A 25,487-nucleotide genomic window follows, 5' to 3' on the forward strand; every position below is an offset into this window, starting at 1 on the left:
CTCAAACAAGATGGGATAATTTATCGGCATACCTATTAGATGGTAACTTGCAAATAGATAATAATCTGGTGGAAAATGCAATCAGACCAGTGGCCCTGGGTAGAAAGAATTATCTTTTTGCCGGATCGCACGATGCTGCTCAAAGAGCGGCTATGGCCTATACCTTTTTTTCTAACTGCAAAAAGCATAACGTAAATCCTTTTGAGTGGCTAAAATATACCCTTGAGAATATCCAATCTATAAACCACAAGAATATTAAAGACCTGTATCCCCACAATTACAAGCAGCTAGCGGAATCTAAACCATTGTAAAATTACGCTCCTATCATTAATCTTATTGAACTAAACAATATGTAGTTGCTCGGGTGGATACGTTTTTTGGAAGTAAGTAGTCCGCTTAAATTGTTGAGTGTTAATTCTCCGGGTAAATGCAACCATAGAGCATTATTAAATGCATAAGGGAATCCTGTTTTGTCGTCTTTCCCATTCCATCTCATTGCACACACTAGTTTGGAATATCCCATAAGGAGTCCTACTGCAATTGAGAACCCATCATGATTGTAGATAACTTCTTTTAGAATAAATGTTTGGGATTGTTTTACTGATTCTGGTGCTGGCATATCTATTTATTTTTTAGAAAATAAATACACACAACTATTGGATATTCTGATGATACTGACTGTTAAATATTTGGTTGCCAAATATGTTAACCGGTATCCTTACTTCACAAACAAATGGTAATCTCTGCTGCCTTTTAAAGCTGTAGAGGCCAAATTGATAAAAGCATCAGCATTGATCCCACTTTCTAAAAGAGATTATCAGATTTACCAACTTGTGATTTTAATTAATTCTCCTATTTTTTTATATTGTGTATTTTATAATCTCTTTTAAAGTTATTAGTATAGGTTAAATGGATAGTTTGAAAATAAAAAAGACGGCTGTTACACCGTCTTTAGTTTTTATAAATACTTCCAAATAAATCCTCCTGACCTTTCTCATTCACCACGGCAACATCGAGTAATGCAAGTTTTAAAAATTCCAGTTTTTCGGGATGCCTCAGATGCTGATTTAAAATTTTCAATAAATTCTTTTCAGTTTAGACCAAAAAAAAAGACTATCATTTCTGATAGTCTTTTTATAAAAGCTCCCTCTCTTGGGCTCGAACCAAGGACCCTCTGATTAACAGTCAGATGCTCTAACCAACTGAGCTAAGAAGGAAACTGAGCGATAAAAAGTAACTTTCGTTACATCTCTAAAGCGGTGCAAAGATAGGCTATCATTTGGTTTGTGCAAATAAAAATCAAATTTTTTTTAATTTTTTTTACTTCCCTACAATTGCCTTGTAAATGTCGTTTCCGTTAGCAAATAGTAATAGTGTGATAAGTAAAACGAAACCAACCATTTGCGCATTCTCTAGGAATTTATCACTAGGTTTTTTACCACTTATAATTTCATATAATAAAAACATCACGTGACCACCATCAAGTGCTGGAATAGGCAATAAATTCATTACACCAAGCATTATCGATAATAATGCGGTAATGCCCCAGAAAACTTCCCAGCTCCATGTATTAGGAAAAATGTCAAATATCGCTTTAAATCCACCCACTTGTTTGTACGCACCGGTACTTGGACTGAAAATCATTTTCAATTGCTTACCGTATCCTACTAATTGATCTTTTCCTTTTGTGATTCCTACTGGAATCGATTCTAAGAAACCGAATTCTTGTTTACTTACTTTGTAATAGCCTAATTTTTCCATGGAAGCAATACTTAATCCGGCAAGGTTAACTCCTAACATTCCGTCGTTGTTTACCGTAACTTGTATTTGTTCTTCCTTTTGATTGCGCAATACCGTTGCAGGAATGGTTTTTCCTTTGTTGTTTTCTAATATGGTTTTTGCCTGGTCCATGTATTTTGCAGCTTGGCCGTTAAGGGCAACTACAACATCTTTGGCTTGTAATTCTTTATTGGTAGATTCGTCATTAATCGAACCAATGACAAACGGCCTTCTGATGTCTAGCAAAGTACTTTTTTCTTGTTTTGACAATTGGTCTACAAAATCAATTGGCATTTTAATCGCTTGTTCCGCTCCATTTCTTATTATAAGAACTTCTTTTGCCATGATCACTTTCATCGTAAGATCATTATCAAATTTGACAATTTTCTCACCATCTACAGAAACAATATGATCTCCAGTTTGGAAACCCACGTTTTGCATCGCCTTGTTTTCTACCAGCAAGCCATCTTTTAAATCTTCATTAGCAATATAAGTATCGCCATACGCAAATGCCATTCCAATATAAATAATGAAAGCCAAAATAAAATTGACCGTTACGCCACCTAACATGATAATTAATCTTTGGTAAGCCGGTTTAGATCGAAATTCCCAAGGTTGCGGTGGCAATGCCATTTGTTCCTTGTCCATGCTTTCGTCAATCATTCCAGATATCTTCACATAACCACCTAGAGGCAACCACCCAATTCCGTATTCGGTTTCGCCAATTTTCTTTTTGATAAGGGAATATTTAACATCAAAAAATAAGTAGAATTTTTCGACTCTGGTTTTAAACAGTTTAGCAGGAATGAAATGTCCTAATTCGTGAAGTATAATCAGTAATGATAAGCTCAATAAAAATTGAGAAAGCTTTATAAATATGTCCATTGTTTAATTTAAGTTCTTTTATAACTGACAAAAGTAAGGTTTTCTATTTGTTTATTTTGCAATTATTGTTCCAGACCGTTTTAAATGTTTGTTAATTATTGGAAATTCAATCCCTCTTTTGGCCGCTGTCCCGTAACTTTACTTTTTGAAACGAATATTTCTCGTTTCGGTCACTTTAAAATCAATTGTATGTCTTCAAAATTATTTTCTCCTCTTCAAATAAAAAGTATTACCATTAAAAATAGAATTGCTATTTCTCCGATGTGTCAATATTCAGCTATTGATGGCTTTGCCAATGATTGGCATTTGGTACATTTAGGTAGTCGTGCCAGTGGTGGCGCAGGCTTAATTATTCAAGAAGCCACGTCAGTTTCTCCCGAAGGCCGGATTTCTCCCGAAGATTTAGGTCTTTGGAAAGACGAGCAAATCGAAAAAATGCAGCAGATTAATCAATTTATTGTCAGCCAAAACTCGGTTCCTGGAATCCAATTGGCGCATGCCGGCCGAAAAGCCAGTGCAGCATCACCATGGAACGGTGGTAGGAAAGTACCTATTGTGCAAGGAGGTTGGGATACGGTGGCGCCAAGTGCTGTGGCGTATCACGAAAACGAAGAAAAGCCAATTGCGTTAGATAATTTAGGCATTCAAAAAGTAATTGCTGATTTTAAGTCGGCTACGGAAAGAGCGGTGCAAGCGGGGTTTCAGGTGATGGAAATTCATGCGGCCCACGGGTATTTGATGCACCAATTTTTATCGCCTCTATCTAATTTTAGAACCGACGAATATGGTGGAAGTTTTGAAAACCGAATCCGTTTGACACTTGATGTTGTAGCAGCAGTTCAGTCAGAATGGCCAGCTAATTTGCCTTTATTCGTTAGAATTTCGGCTACAGACTGGGCAGAAGGTGGTTGGAATATCGAAGAGTCGGTGCAGCTTTCGAAAATTTTAAAAGAAAAAGGGGTGGACTTGATTGACGTTTCCTCGGGTGGAGCGGTTTCACACCAACAAATTCCGTTAGGACCAAATTACCAAGTCCCTTTCGCCGAAAGCATTAAAAAAGAAACCGGAATCCTAACAGGAGCTGTAGGATTAATTACCGAGGCGGCTCAAGCAGAAGAAATCATTGCATCAGGAAAAGCAGATTTAGTTCTATTTGCACGAGAATCGTTGAGAAATCCCTATCTCGGATTGAGTTTTGCGCATGATTTAGAAGCAGAAATCGCATGGCCAAAACAATACGAAAGAGCTAAAAAATAAGATTTCGATTTTGAAACATATAAGTCATGTAAGTTTTACTTTTAAAACTGGAAAAAAACATCCAATTCTTATATGAACTTAAATGCCTTATATGGTTCGAAAAAACATTTCTTCGGTTTTTAAAGCATTAATGAATTAAGAAAGTTAAGATTTGGCTTTATGGTTCTGTCAAGCTTTTTGTTAAAACTTAAATGACTTATATGTTTATAACCAAAAAAAAGTTTTTAAACCATTAAGGCATTAAGAAAGTTAAGGTTTGGCTTTTCAATTTCATTGAGCTTTTCTTATATGAACTTAAAAGCCTTATATGGTTCAAAAAAAATCTTTTCGCTTTTTAAACCATTAAGAAAGTTAAGGTTTAGCTTTATGGTTCAGTCAAGCTTTTTGTTAAAACTTATATGACTTATATGTTTCAAAAAATAAAATGTACAATAACACGAACTTCATGGATAAAATAAAAACAGCTTTTCTCTCCTACGGAATGTCCGGCAAAGTATTTCACGCTCCGTTCCTCGCATTTCATCCTGGCTTTGAACTTCTTGGTTCTTGGGAACGCAGTAAAAAGCTGATTCATCACGATTTTCCAGAGGTGAAAAGCTATGAGTCAATAGAAGAGTTGCTAGAAGATGACGTAGATCTAGTCATTGTAAATACGCCAGTCGAGACCCATTATGACTATGCAAAACAAGTCCTTTTGGCCGGAAAACACGCTATTGTCGAAAAAGCATTTACCACAACCGTTGCCCAAGCGCAGGAATTAGCGGCTATCGCCAAAGAAAAAGGAGTAAAACTAGCCGTGTTCCAAAATAGAAGATGGGACAGTGATTTTAAAACCGTTCAGAAAATTATTTCAGATAAAGTATTGGGTGATATCGTGGAAGCCGAATTCCATTTTGATCGCTACAATCCACTTTTGAGTCCAAAGCAACACAAGGAAACCGTTAATTCTGGAGCGGGAATTCTGAAGGATTTAGGACCGCATTTAATTGATCAGGCACTGTGTTTGTTTGGATTGCCGCAATCTGTTTTTGCTGACATTCGGATTACCAGAGAGCATTCGTTGGTGGATGATTATATTGATATTTTACTGTATTATTCCAATTTTCGCGTCCGACTCAAAGCAGGATTTTTTGTTCGGGAAGCGATTCCGGCCTTTGTCATTCATGGCAAGAAAGGTTCGTTCCTAAAACCACGTGGTGATGTTCAAGAAGATGAATTGAAACTAGGAAATAAACCAAATTTAAAAACGTGGGGAACAGAATCCATCGAAAAACGAGGATTGTTGCACACTGAAATTAATGGAGAAATTGTTCAGGAAATTATACCCACACTTCAAGGGAATTATTATGATTTTTTTGACGGAGTTTATCATTCGATTATAAATGACGCTATAGAACCAGTATCGGCTCAAGATGGCGTGCAGGTAATGCAAATTATTGAAGGGGCCATTCAAAGTAGCGCTCAGAAAAAGGTAATTGACCTATAAAGTCTACCGCGAATTCGCCAATTTTCTATACTTTTTTATAAATTAGCGAATTCGCGGTAATCATTATGATTTTTTTGACGGAGTTTATCATTCGATTATAAATGATGCTATTGAACCGGTATCGGCTCAAGATGGTGTGCATGTAATGCAAATTATTGAAGCTTCGATTCAAAGTAGCGCTCAGAAAAAGGTAATTGACCTATAAAGTCTACCGCGAATTCGCCAATTTTCTATACTTTTTTATAAATTAGCGAATTCGCGGTAATCATTATGATTTTTTTGACGGAGTTTATCATTCGATTATAAATGATGCTATTGAACCGGTATCGGCTCAAGATGGTGTGCATGTAATGCAAATTATTGAAGCTTCGATTCAAAGTAGCGCTCAGAAAAAGGTAATTGACCTATAAAGTCTACCGCGAATTCGCCAATTTTCTATACTTTTTTATAAATTAGCGAATTCGCGGTAATCATTTTTATAAACAATAACGTTGTATTTTTCCTCAAATGTGTTGTTTTGAAACAACCAATCATTGCTTTTTGTAATTTTGACCCATTAAATGCTAAAATAAATCACTTTGATAGATTTAAACTTTTTAGGAAGGTTACGAACAAAAGCCAAGTTAAAGAAATCATATAAGGATGCGAAGATTTCTTATCTAAACCGAATCCGTTGGGCAGTTTCGATGTTTTATTTTGGGATGGGTTTGTGTTTTGCCACCTGGGCCAGCCGAATCCCGGATATTAAAACGACCTTGCAATTGAGTGAAGGCGATTTAGGAAGTATTCTATTCGCATTGCCATTAGGACAATTAGTAATTATGCCTTTTTCTGGGAAATTAGTAACCCGATTTGGAAGTCACCGCATCTTGATATTCTCTCTTTTATTATACGTTTTTAGCATGACCAATTTAGGTTTGGCTACAGCGGCTTGGCAACTGTCATTAGGATTATTCGTATTTGGAATCTTCGGAAATTTATCTAATATCGCCGTAAACACACAAGGCGTCTACACCGAAGTACTGTTCAAAAAAACCATCATGTCTTCTTTTCATGGGATGTGGAGTTTTGCCGGATTTATGGGAGCACTTGTGGGATTGGGCATGTTAGCTTTTGAACTCTCGCCTTATACTCACTTTCTCATTGTGGCCGGAATCGTATTTTTGATGATGGCGTTCAACTATAAATTTTTAATCAAAGCCAAAGAAATCAAGCAAACAGAAAAGAAAAAGTTATTCTCAAAACCAGACAGTGCGCTGATTTGGTTGGGCGTAATTGGGTTTTGTTGCATGGCCAGCGAAGGGGTCATGTTTGACTGGAGTGGCGTTTATTTCAAAGACGTCATCCAAGCCCCGGGACCATTAGTAATTTTGGGGTACACTTCTTTTATGATTATGATGGCTGGCGGACGCTTCTTAGGAGACGGTCTGATTCAGAAATTTGGTCGAAAAACGGTCTTGCAGATCAGCGGAATTATGATTTCGGCAGGACTATTTACCGCTGTGTTTTTCCCGTTTGTCATTCCCGCAACCATCGGTTTTATGTTGGTTGGGTTGGGTGTTTCTACAATTGTACCCACCGTGTACAGTGTGGCTGGAAAAAACCCAAATGTTTCTCCTAGCGTGGCGCTAACGACCGTTTCCAGCGTTAGTTTTCTAGGTTTTTTGATGGGGCCACCTATTATTGGATATATTGCAGAGCTGTCGAGTTTGCGTTTTTCGTTTGCCTTTATTGGTGTTTTTGGGATATTTATTGCCATCATGGTATCGCGTATCAAAGCAATAGCGTAATATTTTTTTCAGGAGCAGCAGCAGTATTTTTTATAAGAAAGTGATCTCCCGCTGTTCGCAGTATCTTTTTTTAAACGCATTTCGTGTTGTTTTCAAGAAGTTCAATTCTCCAAGCGTTTATAAAAAAAGGATACTTGCTACCATCGCGGCTATACAGTTCGTTCGTTTTGCTAAGAACTTTTTCCAAAAACAGGCACCAAAATTACTGCCGTAAAAATAATTTACTTGAAAATCAATAGATTAGTATTTTTTTGTTTACATTTAACATTAGAATTCTTTCATGCGTTAGTACAATTGGATGCTGAAAAGTAAATACCACTTTTTGCAGCAGCATCTTATTTAGGGTTTATACCACTTTTCCAAAATTTACTTTTAGTTATTTAAAGTTGCTATCCTTTATTGGATACCCTTCTTTATGCTTTTAGTTCAATCTTTAAGAATACACTTAAGGGTTGAACTTCTTGCATAAGAGAAAGAAAGCAAAGTTTTTGGCACTGTCAATTTTACTAAATATAACCCCTCATCTGTTGAATACATGAATAAATTTTACATCGTTTTCTTTCTTGTCTTTCAACTTGGAGGTATTAATGCACAAAATAACACTGGAATATTTGGAAAAGTAGTGGATTCCAAAACCCAAAATCCTTTGGGTTTTGTAGTTGTGAGTATTCAAAATTCGTCATTAATGCAACTCACAAAAGCCGATGGTAATTTTAGTTTTGATGCTGTTCCTACAGGAAATATTTTACTTCTGGTACACAGTCAAGGATTCCAAGACGGCTTATATCCCATTGAAATTACCGAAGGGCAAAGGCTCGATTTAGGAACGATTGCGCTCGAAGAAGACCAATCTATTGAGCAACAAAGTAGTATTATCACGCTTATCGAAAGCGATTTTGGCGAGGACAACAGCAGTTCCGAAAGTACTTCTGGACTTCTGCAATCCTCAAGAGATGCTTTTCTGCAAGCCGCTGCCTTCAACTGGGGACAAGCCCGTTTTAGAGTTCGGGGTTTAGACAGCGAACATTCTACGATGATGATCAATGGCGTTGCCATGAATAAAATCTTTGATGGACGACCACAATGGGGCGAATGGGGCGGTTTGAATGACGCGCTTCGCAATCAAGAATTTACACTCGGAACTGCCCCTTCGGATTATACGTTTGGCGGTATTTTGGGAACACAGGAAATTAATACACGGGCTTCTATTTATAGACCGGGCTCCCGAATCTCATTTTCAGGTACGAATACCAATTACAGTTGGCGCACGATGGCAACACATGCTTCTGGAATGAACACAAGAGGTTGGGCTTTTGTAGTTTCGGCAGGAAAGCGCTGGGCACAGGAAGGCTATTTTGAAGGAACTAATTATGATGCGAATTCCTTTTTTATTAGCCTCGAAAAAAAAGTAAGCGAGAAACATTCGTTCAATCTAACCGCACTGTACACGCCCAATTCCAGAGCTAAAAACTCACCAAACACAGCCGAAGTAACGCAATTAACTAACGTAAAATACAATTCCTATTGGGGTTTTCAGGATGGTAAAAAGAGAAATGCCCGCATAAAAACGATAGAGGAACCTACGATGATGCTGAATCATTATTTCAAAATCAACGATAAAGCCAATTTGAATTCGAGTGTGATGTATCAATTTGGAACAATTGCCAATAGCAACATCGACTTTCAAAATGCAAATAGTCCAGATCCTGCGTACTACAGAAGAATGCCTAGTTATTACACCTCGCTCTATGCGCGCGATAACGGAGAGTTTTCGGGAGCTTTTACCCCTGATTTCGAAAATGCAGAGAAGAGTAAAGCTGCATTTTTAGCCAATTCACAAATTGACTGGAAGGCGTTGTATGAGGCGAATCAAAATCCTATTTTTGATTCCAATGGCATAATTACAGGCTATGAACCCACAAAAAGTAAGTATGTTTTGTACGAAGATCAAGTCCAAGATCAAACGGTGGTTGCCACCACAAATTTAAGTGTGTATTTATCGGAACATATCGCTCTCAATGCAGGAGCGTCTTTTAAGAAAGTACAATCACAGCATTCGCAACAGCTTTTGGACTTGCTAGGCGGTTCTTATTTTGAAGATATTGACGCATTTTATGGCGGGAATCAGTCTCAATCTGATTTAAATAATCCAGACCGCCAAGTAGTGGTTGGTGATACGTATGGATACAAGTATAATTTTTATGCCCATACTTTAGATGCTTTTACCCAGTTTAAGTTTACCTACAATAAGGTAGATTTTTATTTGGCTCAAAATTTTTCAAAGAGTAGCTATCAAAGAGAAGGTTTGTATAAAAACGGTATATATCCCAGCAATTCCTTCGGGAAAAGTGAGAAAGTGGCATTTGAAAACTTTGGCTTCAAAGCCGGATTGAATCTAAAAATTTCGGGTAAACAGTTGGTAACTTTCAATGCAGCCCATTTGACGAAAGCACCGTCATTACGCAATACTTTTGCAGATTCAAGAGTGAATAATTCAATTGTTGACGGGCTCGAAAGCGAAAATAACAGCAGTTTGGATGCTAGTTATGTGTACCGATCTCCAAAATTAAAAGCCCGATTAACCGCCTATTATGCTTTACTTAAAAATGCCACTCAGATTTCCTTTTATTATGCTGAAGGAATTTTTGATGATGGCGCAGGCTATTTGAATACCGATGCTTTTGTAAGTCAGACTTTAACGCAATTGAATAAAAAGAATATCGGAGCAGAATTCAGTTTGGAATACCAACTAAGTCAAACGTTTAAAACTACTTTTTCGGCAGCTTTTGGAGAATATACGTATGACAGTAATCCAAAAGTGACGTTGATTAATGATGCGCAAGCTTCAGTGGACAACACGAGTCCGGTTTTCGATTTTGGAACCGCGGCACTCAAAAAGTACAAGCAAGCGGGAATGCCGCAACGAGCCTATTCCGCAGGAGTGGAATACCGAGACCCCAAGTATTGGTGGATTAGCGCCAACATCAATTACCTGACCAATAGTTACATTGATATTTCGCCCATTTCCAGAACCGAAATATTTTACAAAAATCCTGCCAGTGGTTTTAACTTTCCAGAGGCGACAGAGGAACGAGCAGCACAACTGCTTCAACAAGAAAAATTTGATCCCACCTTGTTGCTTAATGTTGTGGGTGGAAAATCGTGGAGAATCTATGGGAAGAATGTTGGAATTTTTGCCAGCATCAATAATGTGCTTGATGTTACCTATAAAACGGGCGGATACGAACAAGCCCGAAATGCCAATTTCAGAGAAAAAGACCAAGATGTTTCCAGCGGCACACCTTCTTTTGGACCAAAATATTTCTACGGATACGGCCGAACGTATTTTGTGAATCTGTATATCAATCTTTAAATTAAAGTATATGAAATCAACATTTTACAGCATCTTTTTATTATTACTAATGCCATTCACCTTCAGTAATTGTGTGACCGATGATATTCCCGCCCCGAAACTCCTATGTACACAACCAGATTTCGTGCCCAATAAATCAGTGGGTGAAGTTCACGCCACTGCAAATGCTATTGTCACACAATACAAATACGATGATATTATCGAGGCGTATGTAGTTTCCAGTGATGAAGCTGGGAATTTTTTTAAGTCGATTTCCTTTCAAACTTTGGCAACAGCCACAACACCGGCTGTAGGTTTTAGCGTTCCTGTGGATGCTACCAACTTGTATATTGATTATAGATTGGGCAATAAAGTATACATCAAGTTGAAAGACCAATACACCGATGTTTCCTTTGGAGGCATGCGTATTGGAAGCATTTTTGTAAATTCCTACAATGAAGGTGGGGTAGGGCGACTTTCGCAAAATGATTATAAAAAGGTATTGAATGCGTCTTGTACCAATGTAAAAGAGGAAGTTTTAGTGCGGTCCTTAGCAATGTCAGAAGCATTGAATGATTCCAATTTGAATACTTTAGTCGAGCTGTCTGACGTTCAGTTTTCAGCGGCTGCAATAGGTCGTAGGTATTTTGAGGAAACCAATAATGTGGGTGGCGCGACCAATTGGGGTTTGCTAGATAAATTAGGGAATCAAGTTTATTTTAGAACCAGCAGTTTTTCTGATTTTGCCACCAAAGTAGTGCCCGATGGCAGCGGTAAAGTAAGAGGAATTTTGACTAAATACGGAACGGACTATCAATTACTTCCCCGATCCGAAAAAGATGTGGTGATGACCGGAAAACGAGCAGTCCCTTTTTTCTCCGAAGATTTTGAAACAGTAATAGATAAATCGAAATTGAGTTTACCCGCTTGGGCTAATTTGGTTCAAAAAGGAACACTTTTCTGGAAAGGAACAGTATATTCGGGTAACGGCTATGCCGAATTTAACATCACAGGAACTAAAGTCGTTTCGAATGTAGCTTGGTTGATTTCGCCCAAAATTGATATGGATGTTCACACGAAAGAAGTATTAACTTTTAGAACCGCTCAGCATCATTTAGACGTAGACTCTCCATTAAATGCGTTGGACGTTTACGTTTCAACTAATTTTGATGGGTTGAATGTGACCTCTGCCACGTGGACTCCTTTAGTTATAAAGTTACCCAATCAGGCCACACCGTGGTATCAATTTATAGGAAGTGGCGCCATTGATTTATCTTCGTATAAAGGCAAAATTAATATCGCTTTTAGGTACACTGGATCGGGGAAAAATTTGGCTTTGGATGGTGCTTTCCAAATAGATGATGTTCAGGTTTTTGGCGATAAATAATTTTTATAAAAGACAAGAGTTGAAATCACTATATTTGCCTTTCTTAAAAAAATACACATCATGAAATCTACTTTATTAGCACTTGTTTCTTTGTTATTTGTTTCTTGTTTATCGGATAACGAACCATCAAAACCTGTTGATTACACGGTTCAAAACGAAAAAGAAATCGTGGATTACATTGCCAAAAATAATTTGACAGCGACAAAAACGGATTCCGGTTTGTACTATGTGGTTAATGAAGCGGGAACTGGAACTCAACCAACAGCTTCATCTAATGTAACGGTGGCGTACAAAGGGTATTTTACTAATGGAAATACTTTTGACCAAAGCAATGCTTCAGGAATTTCATTTGGTTTGAACCAAGTCATAAAAGGATGGACAGAAGGTATTCCCTTTTTTAAAGAAGGTGGAAACGGCGTGCTGTTAATTCCTTCTCGTTTGGGGTATGGAGGCAATGACAACGGACCTATTCCCGGAGGTTCGGTACTTGTTTTTGATGTCAAACTGATCAAAGTAAATTAGTTCGAAGTTACTATAAAACTACAAAAGGCTGTCTATATGGGACAGCCTTTTTTGATTTATTACTTTTTGATTTCAATAATGCTTATCGCATAACCGCCACCTGGAGCACTAAGTTGTGCTAGTTTTGATTTGTTGGTTACTGTTATTTTACTAATTGTATACGCTTGCGGATTGGTTTTATAATGCGCATCTTTTGCATCAGCATAAATCGTAGCCTCATATTTTTTTCCTTTTTCCAAGAAATCAAATTTGATGGTTGAGGTACGAGGTGCGTCTCCATTAACATTACCAACGAACCAATTGTTCGTTCCTTTTGCTTTACGGGCTACGGTAACGTATTGACCAGGTTCTGCTTCAAGGTATTTGCTGTCAGACCAATCTATCGCTACATCTTTTATAAATTGAAAAGCATCTAGGAAACGATCATAATTTTCTGGAGTATCAGCTGCCATTTGCAGTGGGCTGTACATCGTTACATATAATGCCAGTTGATTTGCTAGGGTACTATTTACATGGGAGTTGTTGTCCTTATTCATTTTACTCAAATCCATTTCAAAAATACCTGGCGTGTAATCCATCGGTCCACCTACCAAACGGGTAAATGGCAATACGGTTACGTGATTGGGTTTTGACCCACCAAAAGACTGGTATTCTGTTCCTCTTGCGGCTTCGTTACCTATTAAATTTGGATATGTTCTGGCAATTCCTGTAGGACGAACCGCCTCATGAGCATTCACCATAATTTTATAATCAGCTGCTTTTTCAATCGCATATTGATAATGATTGTTCATAAATTGGTTGTAATGATTTCCACCATTTTCAATGATAGAACCAACATATCCGCTTTTTACAGCATCATAACCGTTGTCTTTCATAAATTGGTACGCTTTATCCAAATGACGTTCATAATTTCGAACCGAACCCGAAGTTTCATGGTGCATAATCATTTTAACGCCTTTTGACTTTGCATATTCATGCAATCCTTTGACATCAAAATCTGGATATGGTGTTACAAAATCAAAAACATAATCTTTCGAATGTCCAAACCAGTCTTCCCAACCTTCATTCCAGCCTTCGACTAAGACGCCATCAAAACCATGTTTAGATGCAAAATCAATGTATTTTTTTACATTCGCATTGTTTGCTCCGTGCTTTCCATTGGGTTTTGCTTTAGAAAAATCAGTTACGCCAAGTTGTACCGTTGGAAATTCATCTGTGTACGCCCAAGAGCTTTTTCCAGTAATCATTTCCCACCAAACGCCTACATATTTCACGGGTTTGATCCAGGAAGTATCGTCAATTTTGCTAGGATCATTCAAATTCAAAGTTATTTTTGAAGCCAGAATTTCTCTTGCATCATCACTGACAATTATCGTACGCCAAGGCGAATGATGTGGCGCTTGCATGTATCCTTTGTCTCCTTTTGCATCAGGCGTTAACCAAGATTCGAAAACCATAGTTTTATCATCCAAGTTCAAGTGCATGCAGGAATAGTCAATTAATGCTGCTTCGTGCAAATTGATGTACAATCCATCTGCAGTTTTTAGCATTAACGAAGTTTGAACTCCTGTCGTAGAAAAAGAAGTTTGGGATACATTGGCCGTTTTTGCTTTTTCAGCCAATCCTCTAATTTCAGATAATTTTGAAGTGGTATAATCGTATTCTTGGGTGTCGTAATCCCCAGGAATCCAAAATGCGGTATGATCACCTGTCATAGCAAACTGGGTTCTTTCTTCTTTGATCACAAAATAAGTCAGATTTTTTTGCGAAGGAAATTCATAACGAAATCCAAGACCATCATCAAACAAACGGAACCGAATCACAATTTGTCTCTCAGTTTCTTTTTGATTTAAAGTTACTGCCAATTCGTTATAATGATTGCGAATGGAGGCTACTTCTCCCCAAACGGGTTTCCAGTTTTCATCAAATGTGGTTGTTTTTGTATCAACAACCGTAAAGTCGTTCAACAACGATTTTTTGTCATCTTTCAGTTCCAAACCCAATTTACTAGGTTTCACCACCGCTTTATTTTTGTAATTTAAACTGTAACTTGGAGTTCCATCGTTCAGTAAAACAAATTCCATTACAAATTTTCCGTTTGGTGATTGTAACTTTTGCGATTGTGCAGGGCTAAAAAACGCGAGCCATGCTAGGGCTGTGAAAAGAAATTGTTTCATTTTAAAATATATAAATTAATAATTAATCCAAGTTTGATGTTAGTAGTTCCTTAAGATGCGTTTACGAAATCGATTTATTCCGAAAAAGTAAAAGTAAACCCTTTAGACACTACATATTTTGCTGATTTAAAAAAAGTAGATTTTATTTCCACATTAGCAATGCAAGTTAATCAAAATCAGAGTATTGTATTTAAAAAGGAATAAAAAAAAGTAGTGAATTTACACGAAGTTCTAATGCAAAGTAATAAAAAGCGACTTGGTTAGCACACTAGGAAGCAGGTGGGCGTATCCCTCCGTAAAAACTGCGGGTCGGGCTTTTGGCTCTATCTTTATTTTTTTAAAGAAAAAAAATAAAGGATGGCGCCGCAATCCCTTACGCAAAGAAATCCATCTGTACTATGAAAATATTTGTTTACGAACCGTTTAGAAACCTCTTGAAATCGCCCAGAATAATTTTTTTTGTACAGTAAAATGGATCAAAACGACATAATGTATTTCTAGCTTCCTTTGATGAATAGCAAGAATAGCTTTTTTTTAGTGCAAATGAGTTCCGATGTGCATGACTTGACTTTCAAAATCTTCCCGCGCACCAGCTGCTTTGTTTTTGAGTTGCGAACGGTAATTGTAAATTGTAGAAACGGAATACCGCAGGAAAGTTGCAATTTTTGCACTGTCTTTGATGCCTAACCGAATGAGCGCAAAGATTCTCAATTCAGTATTGAGCAATTCACCTTCTTTACGTTGTGTTGCTTCATCATCAATTAATAAAGCACTAAATTCTGTAATGAATGTGGGGAAAAGTTGTAAAAAAGTGTTGTCGAAAGCAGCGAGAAAAGCAGCGAGTTCATTCTCTACAAATTCTTTTGATTTTACGGCACTAATCAGGTCATTCATTTTTCCTGACGTAGCCATTACATTCAACTTGCGGCGGTATTCATCTAATTTTCCTATGTAATGGGAACACTGATCCATGTAACGACCAATGTATATTTCCTTTAAAAGGTTTGCTTCGGTCAACGTATAATTCGTATCGTTCAACTTCTCATTGAAGGTGTTTAATTCTTGATTCAATTCGGAGAGCGCATTGTTCGCTAAACTAATTTCCTGCTTGGCTTTCGATAGTTTTTTCATTTGTTTAAAAAGTAAAAAAAGCAGTGCTAACAAGAATAAGGACAATATACTCACACTAATTAAAAACAGCATCAATTGAAATCGATTGGTTTCATTTTGCTCTTGATACGCCTCGTTTATAATGGGCAGCATCTTCGATATTTCATAGGTTCTTAGGCGAGCATTACAAAAAAGGGCATCTTCAAGCGAGCGTTTGATATAGGTAGCGGCGCGGTCAATGTCTCCGTTTTCATACATTAGAAAAGCCAACGAACGCAACGAAATATATTCTTTTTTGGCCAATTGCAAATCGGAAATAGCCGAAATAGTCAACCATTTTTGCTCCTGCTCAGTATCTTTTTTTTGGCGATACGCCTGCGAAATAATGTAGGCAATAACCGCTCGGTCAGGACTATTATTATTAATCTTCGGGAAATAGTTCAGTAATAAAGTCAGTGTTTCATCGTGTTTTCCATCATCAAGAAAAGCGCTGGACTTCGCCATAATGTAAGCACTGGACTGCGGTTTGTAATACTGTAAAGAAGAATCACGGTACTTTTGAGTCAGTATTATATATTTTTTTTTCTCTTGAATGGAGGCGGCGTAATCCGACATGTATCCATAAACGGTACTGTTTACCGTAAGATAATAACCGCGCAATTCAGGTGAAGTCTTGATCTCGATTCGGTTCAATATATCGGTTGCCTCTTTATACATTCCTAAAGTTCCCATGATGGAAGCCAAATTTAATTGGGCGTCATTTAGCTTTTGGATGTCATTCAGTTTTTCTGCTATTTGAAAACTCTTTCGGGCATACATCAATGCCGAGTCGGACTGATACGATTTATACTCCGCATATAATTTTCCGTAAATGGTATATTTTTGAAGATCGGTAGTGGTTTGGGATAACTGTTCCTTTAGTTTGTTGATTTCTAGCTCCTTTTTATTCGAATAAACAGCATAATCAGCTACCGTTTGATCTAATTCCTTCAATAGCGCATCAGAATTATTTTGGGCAAAAAGAAAAATAGGAACCAAGAATGCAATAAGTATTTTCAAAAAGCGATTCATTCAAATGGAATTTAATTGGTGTAAAAATAATTAAAAATCTAGTAAAATAGGTCATTCAAAAGCTTGAGGTTTTAAATTACCGCCAATTCACAACTATTTTTTTGCCACAGATCTCACAGATTGCCAAAGATTAATTTGCTTAAATTTCGGTAAATTTTTTAAAGAAACGGCACACGGATAAAACGGATTTATCAGATTTTCACTGATTGTTAGAAATATTGATGATTCTTATCCACTGTGCTAATCTGTGAAATTAGTGGTAAAATTTTCTTTTAAATTTCGAGGTACATCAAGTGGTGGAAAATCCGTTTAATCTGTGCTAATCTGTGGCTAAATTTTAAAGAAATGGCACACGGATAAAACGGATTTATCAGATTTTCACTGATTGTTAGAAATATTGATGAGTCTTAAAATCTGTGAAAATCTGTGGAATTAACGGTAAAATTTTCTTTTAAATTTGACCCATTCATTGGAACAAAAACAATCTGTGGCTAAATTTTTATACTCTTTGCTACATTTTGATGCGGAATAAATTGCTGTAAAACTTTTCAGTTAGCATTTAAAACTATCAATATTTACGGCTTCTAATTTTTTTATAAAGCCATACCTTCATAAGTACAAAGCAAATCATTAAATTTGTAACTTATTCAAAGACATGTTAGAAAAAGAAGTAATAAATTTCGAAAAAACGGCTATTGTAGGTATAGTAACTCAAAATCAAAGTGAAGAGAAGCTTAATGAATATCTTGACGAATTAGAGTTTTTGACTTTTACCGCAGGAGGTCAAGTAGTGCAACGTTTTTCGCAAAAGATGGAACGCCCCAATCCTAAGACTTTTGTAGGAACAGGAAAAATTGAAGAGATCCATCTTTTTGTAAAAGAAAATGATATCTCGACGTTGGTATTTGATGATGAATTATCGCCATCCCAACAAAAAAATATATCTAAAATCATAACAGAATGTAAAATTCTGGATAGAACGCACCTTATTCTGGATATTTTTGCGCAACGTGCCGAAACTTCGTATGCCAGAACGCAAGTAGAACTGGCGCAATGCCAATATTTATTGCCAAGACTTTCGGGAATGTGGACTCACCTTGAACGTCAAAAAGGAGGAATTGGAATGCGCGGACCAGGGGAAACCGAGATTGAAACCGACCGTCGTATTGTTCGTGACCGAATCGCATTATTGAAAGAAAAAATAAAAACTATCGACAAACAAATGGGCGTGCAGCGCGGGAATCGTGGCGCTATGGTTCGTGTGGCTTTGGTCGGTTATACCAATGTTGGGAAATCAACCTTAATGAATGCCGTTGGAAAAAGTGATGTTTTTGTAGAGAACAAACTTTTTGCAACACTAGACACCACCGTTCGAAAAGTAGTCATCAAGAACTTGCCTTTCTTGCTTTCAGATACGGTAGGATTTATCAGAAAATTGCCAACACAGCTAGTAGATTCTTTCAAAAGTACGCTGGAAGAGGTTCGTGAAGCCGACTTGTTATTGCACGTAGTTGATATTTCACATCCTGAATTCGAAGATCATATCGCATCCGTAAACCAGACTTTATTAGACATCAAAGCCAATGATAAACCCGTTATTATGGTATTTAATAAAATCGATGCTTACAAACCGTTGACCATAGATGAAGATGATTTAATGACCGAAAAAACACCTAGACATTTCACTTTAGCCGAATGGAAATCGACTTGGATGAGTCGAGTAGGGGAGCAAAATGCATTGTTTATTTCGGCCACCAACAAAGAAAATTTCGAGGAATTTAGAGAACGCGTGTACGAAGCCGTTCGACACATTCACATCACCCGTTTCCCTTACAATAAATTTTTGTATCCGGATTATAAGGACGCTGTTGAGAAAGAGGACAAAGACGAGGAAGAAATAGAATAATTTATCCACATAAAGTACACAGCCGTCAGTTCGAGCGCAGTCGAGAACAGAGTTAGTCCAGCAACAGAATCCCTTTTGATATTTTCAAGAGGGATTTTTTTTGGGCATGCCCCAGCTTTCACTGGCGTTACAGCTGGGTCGGGCATTACGTTCTCAATCTCCCGAAAAACCGGGAGGATTTCCACTGCATTCCCTCATGCGAGATTTACGGGATATAATTGCTATTGCGATTCTTAGACTATTTGTAAGAAAAATTTAATATATTTGAAATACCAAGTACAAGCCAATAGCGACAACCTACTCATTTGTGGGTGTATACACGCTATTTTGTAGCGAGTATATACAAGTTAGCAGAAAGTTTACCACAAAAACCTGAAAATGAAGATAATTATTCAACAATTAAGAGAAGAGAAAAACTTAACACAAACAGAACTTGCTGAAAAAAGTGGACTTTCATTGCGAACTATACAGCGAATTGAAGCAGGAAATATTCCAAAAGGATTTACCTTAAAAACTCTTGCCAAAACTTTTGAAATAGAACCTGAAAAATTGACTTATGCTACAAAAATTTCAAAAATAGACAGAGCAAAATTGATTAATCTTTCCTCCTTAATTGGACTTGTACTAACATTTGGCGGTGTTATATTTCCATTAATATTAACAAACAAAACGAGCGACAAAAAAAATAAAGAATTGGGCAAAAATATCGTAAGTGTACAAATTTTATTAGCCTTTTTACTTTCTTTTTCGCTTATCGTAAGTCCATTTATTCAAAAAGGTTTATCACTCAATTATCCACTCTTTCTAATTCCATTACTTTCAATTATTGCTATAAAATTATTGATCGTCATTATAAATGGTATTAGTTTAAACAAAAACAACGATTTACATAAAAAACTAAAAATAAACTACTTATAATTTTAATAGTGAAATTGACGTAAAATTGGCGTATTGGTTTTGCGAAAAAATAGATTTTATAAATCGACTTTTGCAGAAAAGAAATCTTATGAAAATTTTAAAGAAAATTGTGTTCACTATTTTGATTGTTTTGGTTTTAGGTTCACTCGGTGTCTATATTTATTTTGACCAAAAATTCACGCCCGAAAAAAATTATCTAACTGTAGAAAACGAAAGCGGAAATATTCAATTTACTTGGCTCGGAGAAGAAAAGAATGTGCTATTACTACCTATTCAATTCACAAATGACACTATAACTTATTATTTACAATTTGACTCGGGTTCACCTGCAACTGTTTTTTACTCAAATGCAATTAATAACCTAAAACAAATTAATAGAAATCGCGAACGAGCAAAAGCCATATTTTACATAGGAAAAACCAAAATAAAGTCGGACAAATTCCAAATTTTAAATATTGGTAAAGAAGATAATAAAAATGAAAGTTTAAAAATTATTGGGACAATTGGAACGGATATTTTAGAAAACCGTAAAACCATAATCAATTTTAAGGAAAACTATATTTTATTAAATCTATCAAAAGTACCAACTCAATTTAAAGGAAAATTGTTTGATTTTAAATTCAAAAAAAGAAAAATTATCATTGGTGGTTTTTTAAATGGAATTGAAGAAAAATTTTTGTTTGACTCGGGAACAAGCGCTTACGAATTATTGACAAACAAAGAAATTTGGGATAAACTGAAACTTCCAGATTCAAAAATCAATATCGAAAAATCACAATCGTGGGGTAAAGTCTTAACAACTTACACTGCAAATTGCGATCAAAATATTCAATTTAGCGACCAAAAGATAAAATTAACCAATGTTACCTATGTCGAAGGATTTTCACAAACTCAATATTCAATGATGAAATTCTCTGGAATGACAGGAATGTTGGGCAACAAAATATTTTTACATAATAGTTTGTATATTGATTGCACAAAAAACAAAATTGGAATTGAATAAAAAGCCTTAGCTGTTAGCAGAAATTTTATAGAGACGCACCACAGACAAATAACGAATTAAAAAAACAAATGAATATGAGAACATTATCGATTTTACTAATTTCACTATTAACTACAATTAGTATTACAGCACAAGACATTACAGGACAATGGAATGGAGCATTAAAAGTTCAAGGGACACAATTAAGACTTGTGTTTAATGTTACTAAAAATGATACGGATGTAAGCTCTACAATGGACAGTCCAGACCAAGGAGCAAAAGGAATTCCTACTACAACTACAAATTTTGAGAACTCAATCTTGAAAATTACAATTGCAAGTGCAAAAATAGAATATGAGGGAACATTAGGAAAAGACAATATTATAGTTGGCACTTTTAAACAAGGTGGACAATCTTTTCCAATGAACTTATCAAAAGAAGTATTTGAAAAAGAAAAACTTGTAAGACCACAAGAACCAATAAAACCATATTCTTATCATTCAGAAGAAGTATTTTTTGAAAATAATAAAGCAGGAATTAGTTTAGCAGGAACATTGACATTACCCAAAAAAGATGGAGTTTTTCCTGTTGTAATTTTAATAAGTGGAAGTGGACCACAAAACAGAGATGAAGAATTATTAGGACACAAGCCATTTCTTGTTTTATCAGATTATTTAACAAAAAATGGAATTGCAGTTTTACGTTATGACGACAGAGGTATTGCATTATCAAAAGGAGATTTTAAAACAGCAACTTCTGCCGACTTTGCGACAGATGTGGAAAGTGCAATTTCATATTTGAAAACAAGAAAGGAAATTAATAAAAAGAAAATAGGTTTAATTGGACATAGTGAAGGAGGATTAATAGCACCAATTGTTGCAAGCAAATCAAAAGATGTGGCATTTATTGTATTATTGGCAGGAACAGGAATCCAAGGGGACCAAATACTTTTATTACAACAAAAATTAATTGGAAAAGCGTCAGGCATTAGTGATGAAGAATTACAAAAAAATGAAACTGAAAATAGAAAAATATTTGATATTGTAAACAAATCTACAAATCTTGAACAACTAGATAAAGACTTGACAATTTATATTAAACAGTCATTAAAAGACAATCCAACGGAAGAAAAACCAGCAGGAATGAGTGATGAAGATTTTATAAAATTACAAGTCAAACAAATTGCAAATCCTTGGATGCAATATTTTATTAAGTATAATCCTGGACCAGATTTGGAAAAAGTGAAGTGTCCTGTTTTAGCAATTAACGGAGAGAAAGATTTACAAGTGCCATCAAAAGAAAATTTAGAAGCCATAAAAAAAGCATTGACAAAAGGAGGAAACAAAAAAGTAATAGTAAAAGAATTCCCGAATTTAAATCACTTATTTCAAGAATGCAAAACAGGTTCGCCGTCAGAATATTCAACTATTGAACAAACATTTTCACCAATAGCATTAGACGAAATAGCAAAATGGATAAAACAACAAACGAAATAAAAAAACTTATGCTTATAGCTTAGGCTTTGTTGGGCTTGAAAAGCCAACAACGAAACCGCTAGAACTCGTTTGTCCACGTTATCTCGTGCTCGTCTGTGACGAGTACCTACTTAAATTGAAAGACAAATCGTAGCGCTTTTAACGCGGATAATTAAAATGGGAATTAGAGATTATGAAAACAGCAGTTATAGTAACTATGAAGAAGACAAAACTGTTTTCTGTACGTAAAGGCTGAACCTTTGTGGTAATCTTTTTATATAAGCCGCGTTGCAAACGCTTTATTTAGTTCACATTTGTAAGTAGATACTCGTCACAGACGAGCACCAGATGAAGTAAGTAAAATAGTGATTAGTAATTAATGTAGAATGCAGAAAGATTTATTGGCTAACATTTGTTTTGAGGATTTTTTTACAAAAATTTCAAATATTCAAGGAATTTTTTAGGAGGCGAAACAATTACATTTGCAGAGTTAACAAGTTACTATGAACTTTTAAATTTTAAAGCAGACAGACATGTTGATACAACATAAAAAATTATGAATTTTAATAAAAAAGACAAAACCGAAATATTTGAAAATGCGATTAGTTGGATTGTAATATTTGCAATGTTCGTTTATGGAGCAGCTAAAATTAATCAGTTTGATGGAGCAATAGAAATTGACAAAACTGTTTCTAAATTGACCGGAATGGAATTGATGTGGGCATTTTATGGTTATTCTAAATCTTATGCTTTGACTTTAGGGCTTCTAGAAATAATTGGGGGACTTCTAATTTTGGTCAAAAAAACACGAGTTATTGGTTGTTTATTTGTTTCTACTATACTCTTTAATGTTATTCTTCAGGATATATATTTCGAAGTGCATTTTTCAGCACTTAAAGCTGCTATATTATATCAATTTTTAGTTTTAATTATTTTATGGTTAAATAAGGATAGACTTATTCAAAGTATAAAAATATTGCTTGATTCCACTAAATATGAGCAAACAAAAATGAAGTATTTTGTAAAATTGTTTATTGCTTTTATTCTCTTTGTAGCATTTAGAATCGCAGAATATTATTTAACAATTAAATTTAAATTTTAAACAAAGAAAAGTAACATCCCACTAGCACTCGTTTGTCCACGTACTCTGGTGCTCGTCTGCGACGAGTGCCTACTAAATTTAAAGACAAATCGCAGCTTTTTTAACGCGGATAATTAAAGCGCGAATCAGAGAGACACACTTTAAAACATGATATGAAAAGCATCAATACAATAATCTTCCTATGTTTAGTTCAAATAATTTTTGGACAGAATCGAAACATAATAAATAATCAAGCCATTCCATTTAGTCTAATACAAAAAAAGGATACGATTGATTTTATAGTAATTGACACAAAATTAGACAGAGTAAAACCTATTTTTTTATTTTGTCAAGGTTCTTTACCATTGCCATTATTTGTAAAAACAGCAAAAGAAAAAATATGGATGATTGGTGGTGGAATTACAAATTTTGATCTAGATGAAATCAAGAAAAACTATCATTTAATTGTAATTTCAATGCCAAAAACACCTGTAATTATCGATGAAAAAAATCTAAATGAATCGTATTGCTATATTCCAAATGCTGAAAAACCAGATGAATTTGATGCGGATTATGTCAAGTCTGATTATTTAGAAAATTATGGAAATAGAGCGAAAGCAGTCTTAAAATTCTTGCGAAAACAAAAATGGGTAGACAATTCCAAATTAATAGTTGCAGGGCATTCACAAGGTTCAAAAGTGGCCACTTTAATCGCTTTAAACAATAAAAAAGTAACTAATTTAGGTTTGTTTGGCGCCAATCCATTTGGTAGAATTGACCAAAATATCCGAAATTACAGAAAAAGTGCAGAAAGTAAACAAATGACTTGGGAGGAAGCGGATGAGCGTATTGAAAATACATATAAAATGTTGAACGATTCTTACGATGAAAAAAAATTAAAGGAGAATCCAGATTTATTAGCTTGGAAATCATTTTCAAGGCCATTGATAAATGATTGGTTGAAAATCAAAATCCCAACCTATTTAGCTTATGGAACGAATGATATTGCTTCGGATTTGTGTGATTTAGTACCTTTATTTTACATTCAAAATTCAAAAACAAATCTGACTTATAAACGATATTTAAATTTAGAACATAATTTTTTTGAAGTAAAAGAAAATGGAAGAGCAGATTATGAAAAAGAACATTGGCAAGAAGTAATGAACGAATTTATTAAATGGACTGTAAAATAACCACCTCTTCTTACACTTGTTTTTTATTAGAACTTCCATGTAGTGAACAACAAATCATAGCGTTTACAACGTTTACAACCACAAAAAAATCCCTTTTGAAACCATTTTCAAAAGGGATTTCCTCTGTAAAAAATGGAACTTCGATTAAAACCCGTAATTAACTCCCAATCCAAAAACCTCTCGTACTTGAACGGCTTGTATGGAATTGTCATCATAAATTGCTTGTACCGCTACATTTGCGGACAAGTAGTTGTTGATTTTTAGAAACAAATTCATTTGGTAGTCGACATCAACATTTTGTGGGTTGTCTAAATAATTGGAATATAAATTCAACCGATTCTCGATAGACACGTTAGCCATGATATTGAACTTGTAATAAGCAGTAATACTGGCTCCAAATTCAATTCGGCTTGAATCGCCTTGCAAGACCCCAAAAGAAGGATCAAATTCTGTAAAATGAGGGTGAACGATAATTAGTTTTGCTGTCGCAGGAGAAAAATTGACACTTAAGTTATCATTTTTTTTCCAAAGCATTCCTGGTCCCAACTGGAAATAAGCGGGAGAGAAAAAATGTGAAATTTTGGTCATATTTTTATCTAATCCGGTATCCATTTGTGTTTTGAAATTGAAAAACATGGAATAATACCATTGTCCGTTGGCTTTCTTTCCATATAGTGAATTCAATTCCACTCGGTCATCGGTTTTAGCTATTTTTTCATCTCCTTTAATTTTGGTTAAACCGTAGGCCAGAATCAGTTTGTTATCCCAAACGACATCTTCTTTTTTGTAATTGAAGTCATAATTCAGTCCAAAATTTCCCGCGATATTCGAAGTTCCGCCACCCAGCCATTGCTTGTTGTAAGCGGATTGATTGAAAAGTAGTGATATGTTTCCTTTTTTGGTCCAATACTTTATCGTATCTGTTGCTGTTTCTTGGGCGGTTACAGAAAGTATGGTGAAAACAAATACGAAAGAAATAGCTATTTTTTTCATGACTTTATATTTTTAATGCTACAATAAAAGCTTGAATTCAATTAATAAATGCGAAAGTTAGGAATCTCAAAGAAAGATGAAATATTTTTTCAGAACAAAGAAAAGAAAATTAATTCTTTTCCC

20 protein-coding genes and 1 tRNA gene are annotated in these 25,487 nt (G+C 35.5%); 15 read left to right on the plus strand and 6 right to left on the minus strand.

Annotated elements, in window-relative coordinates:
• Positions 1 to 311: IS66 family transposase (locus tag BUC11_RS14080; protein ID WP_139259424.1), on the plus strand; the 311-nt coding region annotated here is incomplete at its 5' end.
• A 2-nt stretch (positions 312 to 313) separates the two neighbouring features.
• Here the strand turns inward: BUC11_RS14080 and BUC11_RS14085 are convergent.
• The 3 genes from BUC11_RS14085 to rseP all read right to left on the minus strand — a co-directional run bounded on the left by BUC11_RS14085 (position 314) and on the right by rseP (position 2,664).
• The gene (locus BUC11_RS14085) at positions 314 to 619 is read right to left on the minus strand and encodes a hypothetical protein (RefSeq protein WP_073355081.1); all 306 of its coding nucleotides are present in this window, start codon (positions 617 to 619) and stop codon (positions 314 to 316) included.
• 524 nt (positions 620 to 1,143) lie between these two features.
• A tRNA-Asn gene (locus tag BUC11_RS14090) sits at positions 1,144 to 1,217 on the minus strand.
• 103 nt (positions 1,218 to 1,320) lie between these two features.
• Complete coding sequence (gene rseP, locus BUC11_RS14095; RefSeq protein WP_073355083.1) at positions 1,321 to 2,664, minus strand: RIP metalloprotease RseP; 1,344 nt, start codon at positions 2,662 to 2,664, stop codon at positions 1,321 to 1,323.
• Between the two features lie 189 nt (positions 2,665 to 2,853).
• Between rseP and BUC11_RS14100 the strand changes: the two genes are divergently transcribed.
• The 8 genes from BUC11_RS14100 (at position 2,854) to BUC11_RS14125 (ending at position 12,458) form a co-directional block, all read left to right on the plus strand.
• The gene (locus BUC11_RS14100) at positions 2,854 to 3,921 is read left to right on the plus strand and encodes an NADH:flavin oxidoreductase/NADH oxidase (protein WP_073355109.1); all 1,068 of its coding nucleotides are present in this window, start codon (positions 2,854 to 2,856) and stop codon (positions 3,919 to 3,921) included.
• A gap of 445 nt (positions 3,922 to 4,366) precedes the next feature.
• On the plus strand, positions 4,367 to 5,407 hold the full coding sequence (locus BUC11_RS14105; protein WP_073355085.1) for a Gfo/Idh/MocA family oxidoreductase: 1,041 nt from the start codon (positions 4,367 to 4,369) through the stop codon (positions 5,405 to 5,407).
• A 49-nt stretch (positions 5,408 to 5,456) separates the two neighbouring features.
• Positions 5,457 to 5,612, plus strand: a complete 156-nt coding sequence (locus BUC11_RS17455; RefSeq protein WP_262487742.1) for a Gfo/Idh/MocA family oxidoreductase — start codon at positions 5,457 to 5,459, stop codon at positions 5,610 to 5,612.
• 49 nt (positions 5,613 to 5,661) lie between these two features.
• On the plus strand, positions 5,662 to 5,817 hold the full coding sequence (locus BUC11_RS17290) for a Gfo/Idh/MocA family oxidoreductase (RefSeq protein ID WP_262487742.1): 156 nt from the start codon (positions 5,662 to 5,664) through the stop codon (positions 5,815 to 5,817).
• Positions 5,818 to 5,985: 168 nt separating this feature from the next.
• On the plus strand, positions 5,986 to 7,197 hold the full coding sequence (locus tag BUC11_RS14110) for an MFS transporter (RefSeq protein ID WP_073355088.1): 1,212 nt from the start codon (positions 5,986 to 5,988) through the stop codon (positions 7,195 to 7,197).
• 535 nt (positions 7,198 to 7,732) lie between these two features.
• Positions 7,733 to 10,570, plus strand: coding sequence for a carboxypeptidase-like regulatory domain-containing protein (locus BUC11_RS14115; protein ID WP_073355089.1), 2,838 nt, complete (start codon positions 7,733 to 7,735; stop codon positions 10,568 to 10,570).
• Positions 10,571 to 10,580: 10 nt separating this feature from the next.
• Positions 10,581 to 11,936, plus strand: coding sequence for a DUF5689 domain-containing protein (locus BUC11_RS14120; RefSeq protein WP_073355091.1), 1,356 nt, complete (start codon positions 10,581 to 10,583; stop codon positions 11,934 to 11,936).
• A 60-nt stretch (positions 11,937 to 11,996) separates the two neighbouring features.
• Positions 11,997 to 12,458 carry an FKBP-type peptidyl-prolyl cis-trans isomerase gene (locus BUC11_RS14125; RefSeq protein WP_073355092.1) on the plus strand — a complete coding sequence of 154 codons (462 nt, stop codon included), beginning with the start codon at positions 11,997 to 11,999 and terminating at the stop codon, positions 12,456 to 12,458.
• 59 nt (positions 12,459 to 12,517) lie between these two features.
• On the opposite strand, the gene BUC11_RS14130 is transcribed toward BUC11_RS14125, so the two are convergent.
• Positions 12,518 to 14,635, minus strand: a complete 2,118-nt coding sequence (locus tag BUC11_RS14130) for a glycoside hydrolase family 97 protein (protein ID WP_073355094.1) — start codon at positions 14,633 to 14,635, stop codon at positions 12,518 to 12,520.
• A 534-nt stretch (positions 14,636 to 15,169) separates the two neighbouring features.
• Positions 15,170 to 16,816, minus strand: coding sequence for a DUF6377 domain-containing protein (locus BUC11_RS14135; RefSeq protein WP_073355095.1), 1,647 nt, complete (start codon positions 16,814 to 16,816; stop codon positions 15,170 to 15,172).
• A 655-nt stretch (positions 16,817 to 17,471) separates the two neighbouring features.
• Between BUC11_RS14135 and hflX the strand changes: the two genes are divergently transcribed.
• From hflX to BUC11_RS14165, 6 genes are all read left to right on the plus strand, one after another.
• Positions 17,472 to 18,722 (plus strand): GTPase HflX, encoded by a 1,251-nt coding sequence (hflX, locus tag BUC11_RS14140; protein ID WP_073355097.1) that lies wholly within the window; start codon positions 17,472 to 17,474, stop codon positions 18,720 to 18,722.
• Positions 18,723 to 19,100: 378 nt separating this feature from the next.
• Complete coding sequence (locus BUC11_RS14145; RefSeq protein WP_073355099.1) at positions 19,101 to 19,640, plus strand: helix-turn-helix domain-containing protein; 540 nt, start codon at positions 19,101 to 19,103, stop codon at positions 19,638 to 19,640.
• 88 nt (positions 19,641 to 19,728) lie between these two features.
• Entirely contained in the window at positions 19,729 to 20,643 is a 915-nt protein-coding gene (locus BUC11_RS14150) for a hypothetical protein (RefSeq protein WP_073355100.1), read from the plus strand.
• Positions 20,644 to 20,717: 74 nt separating this feature from the next.
• The gene (locus BUC11_RS14155; protein ID WP_073355102.1) at positions 20,718 to 22,118 is read left to right on the plus strand and encodes an alpha/beta hydrolase family protein; all 1,401 of its coding nucleotides are present in this window, start codon (positions 20,718 to 20,720) and stop codon (positions 22,116 to 22,118) included.
• Positions 22,119 to 22,653: 535 nt separating this feature from the next.
• Positions 22,654 to 23,199 (plus strand): hypothetical protein, encoded by a 546-nt coding sequence (locus BUC11_RS14160; RefSeq protein WP_073355103.1) that lies wholly within the window; start codon positions 22,654 to 22,656, stop codon positions 23,197 to 23,199.
• Positions 23,200 to 23,351: 152 nt separating this feature from the next.
• A complete protein-coding gene (locus BUC11_RS14165) occupies positions 23,352 to 24,371 on the plus strand; it encodes an alpha/beta hydrolase family protein (protein WP_073355105.1) in 1,020 nt (339 codons plus the stop codon).
• A 144-nt stretch (positions 24,372 to 24,515) separates the two neighbouring features.
• Here the strand turns inward: BUC11_RS14165 and BUC11_RS14170 are convergent, their stop codons facing one another.
• The gene (locus tag BUC11_RS14170) at positions 24,516 to 25,364 is read right to left on the minus strand and encodes a DUF3078 domain-containing protein (protein WP_073355106.1); all 849 of its coding nucleotides are present in this window, start codon (positions 25,362 to 25,364) and stop codon (positions 24,516 to 24,518) included.
• Positions 25,365 to 25,487 lie beyond the last annotated feature (123 nt).

Origin of the sequence: Flavobacterium xanthum, from assembly GCF_900142695.1 — a bacterium.
Classification (GTDB): Bacteria; Bacteroidota; Bacteroidia; order Flavobacteriales; family Flavobacteriaceae; genus Flavobacterium; species Flavobacterium xanthum.

Bases quoted from the DNA above. Each gene is read 5' to 3' on its own strand.
- BUC11_RS14145 (WP_073355099.1), top strand. From the start codon at position 19,101: ATGAAGATAATTATTCAACAATTAAGAGAAGAGAAAAACTTAACACAA.
- BUC11_RS14130 (WP_073355094.1), bottom strand. From the start codon at position 14,635: ATGAAACAATTTCTTTTCACAGCCCTAGCATGGCTCGCGTTTTTTAGC.
- BUC11_RS14165 (WP_073355105.1), top strand. From the start codon at position 23,352: ATGAAAAGCATCAATACAATAATCTTCCTATGTTTAGTTCAAATAATT.
- BUC11_RS14100 (WP_073355109.1), top strand. From the start codon at position 2,854: ATGTCTTCAAAATTATTTTCTCCTCTTCAAATAAAAAGTATTACCATT.
- BUC11_RS14150 (WP_073355100.1), top strand. From the start codon at position 19,729: ATGAAAATTTTAAAGAAAATTGTGTTCACTATTTTGATTGTTTTGGTT.
- BUC11_RS14085 (WP_073355081.1), bottom strand. From the start codon at position 619: ATGCCAGCACCAGAATCAGTAAAACAATCCCAAACATTTATTCTAAAA.
- rseP (WP_073355083.1), bottom strand. From the start codon at position 2,664: ATGGACATATTTATAAAGCTTTCTCAATTTTTATTGAGCTTATCATTA.
- BUC11_RS14115 (WP_073355089.1), top strand. From the start codon at position 7,733: ATGAATAAATTTTACATCGTTTTCTTTCTTGTCTTTCAACTTGGAGGT.
- BUC11_RS14170 (WP_073355106.1), bottom strand. From the start codon at position 25,364: ATGAAAAAAATAGCTATTTCTTTCGTATTTGTTTTCACCATACTTTCT.
- hflX (WP_073355097.1), top strand. From the start codon at position 17,472: ATGTTAGAAAAAGAAGTAATAAATTTCGAAAAAACGGCTATTGTAGGT.
- BUC11_RS14135 (WP_073355095.1), bottom strand. From the start codon at position 16,816: ATGAATCGCTTTTTGAAAATACTTATTGCATTCTTGGTTCCTATTTTT.
- BUC11_RS14125 (WP_073355092.1), top strand. From the start codon at position 11,997: ATGAAATCTACTTTATTAGCACTTGTTTCTTTGTTATTTGTTTCTTGT.
- BUC11_RS14160 (WP_073355103.1), top strand. From the start codon at position 22,654: ATGAATTTTAATAAAAAAGACAAAACCGAAATATTTGAAAATGCGATT.
- BUC11_RS14105 (WP_073355085.1), top strand. From the start codon at position 4,367: ATGGATAAAATAAAAACAGCTTTTCTCTCCTACGGAATGTCCGGCAAA.
- BUC11_RS14120 (WP_073355091.1), top strand. From the start codon at position 10,581: ATGAAATCAACATTTTACAGCATCTTTTTATTATTACTAATGCCATTC.
- BUC11_RS14155 (WP_073355102.1), top strand. From the start codon at position 20,718: ATGAGAACATTATCGATTTTACTAATTTCACTATTAACTACAATTAGT.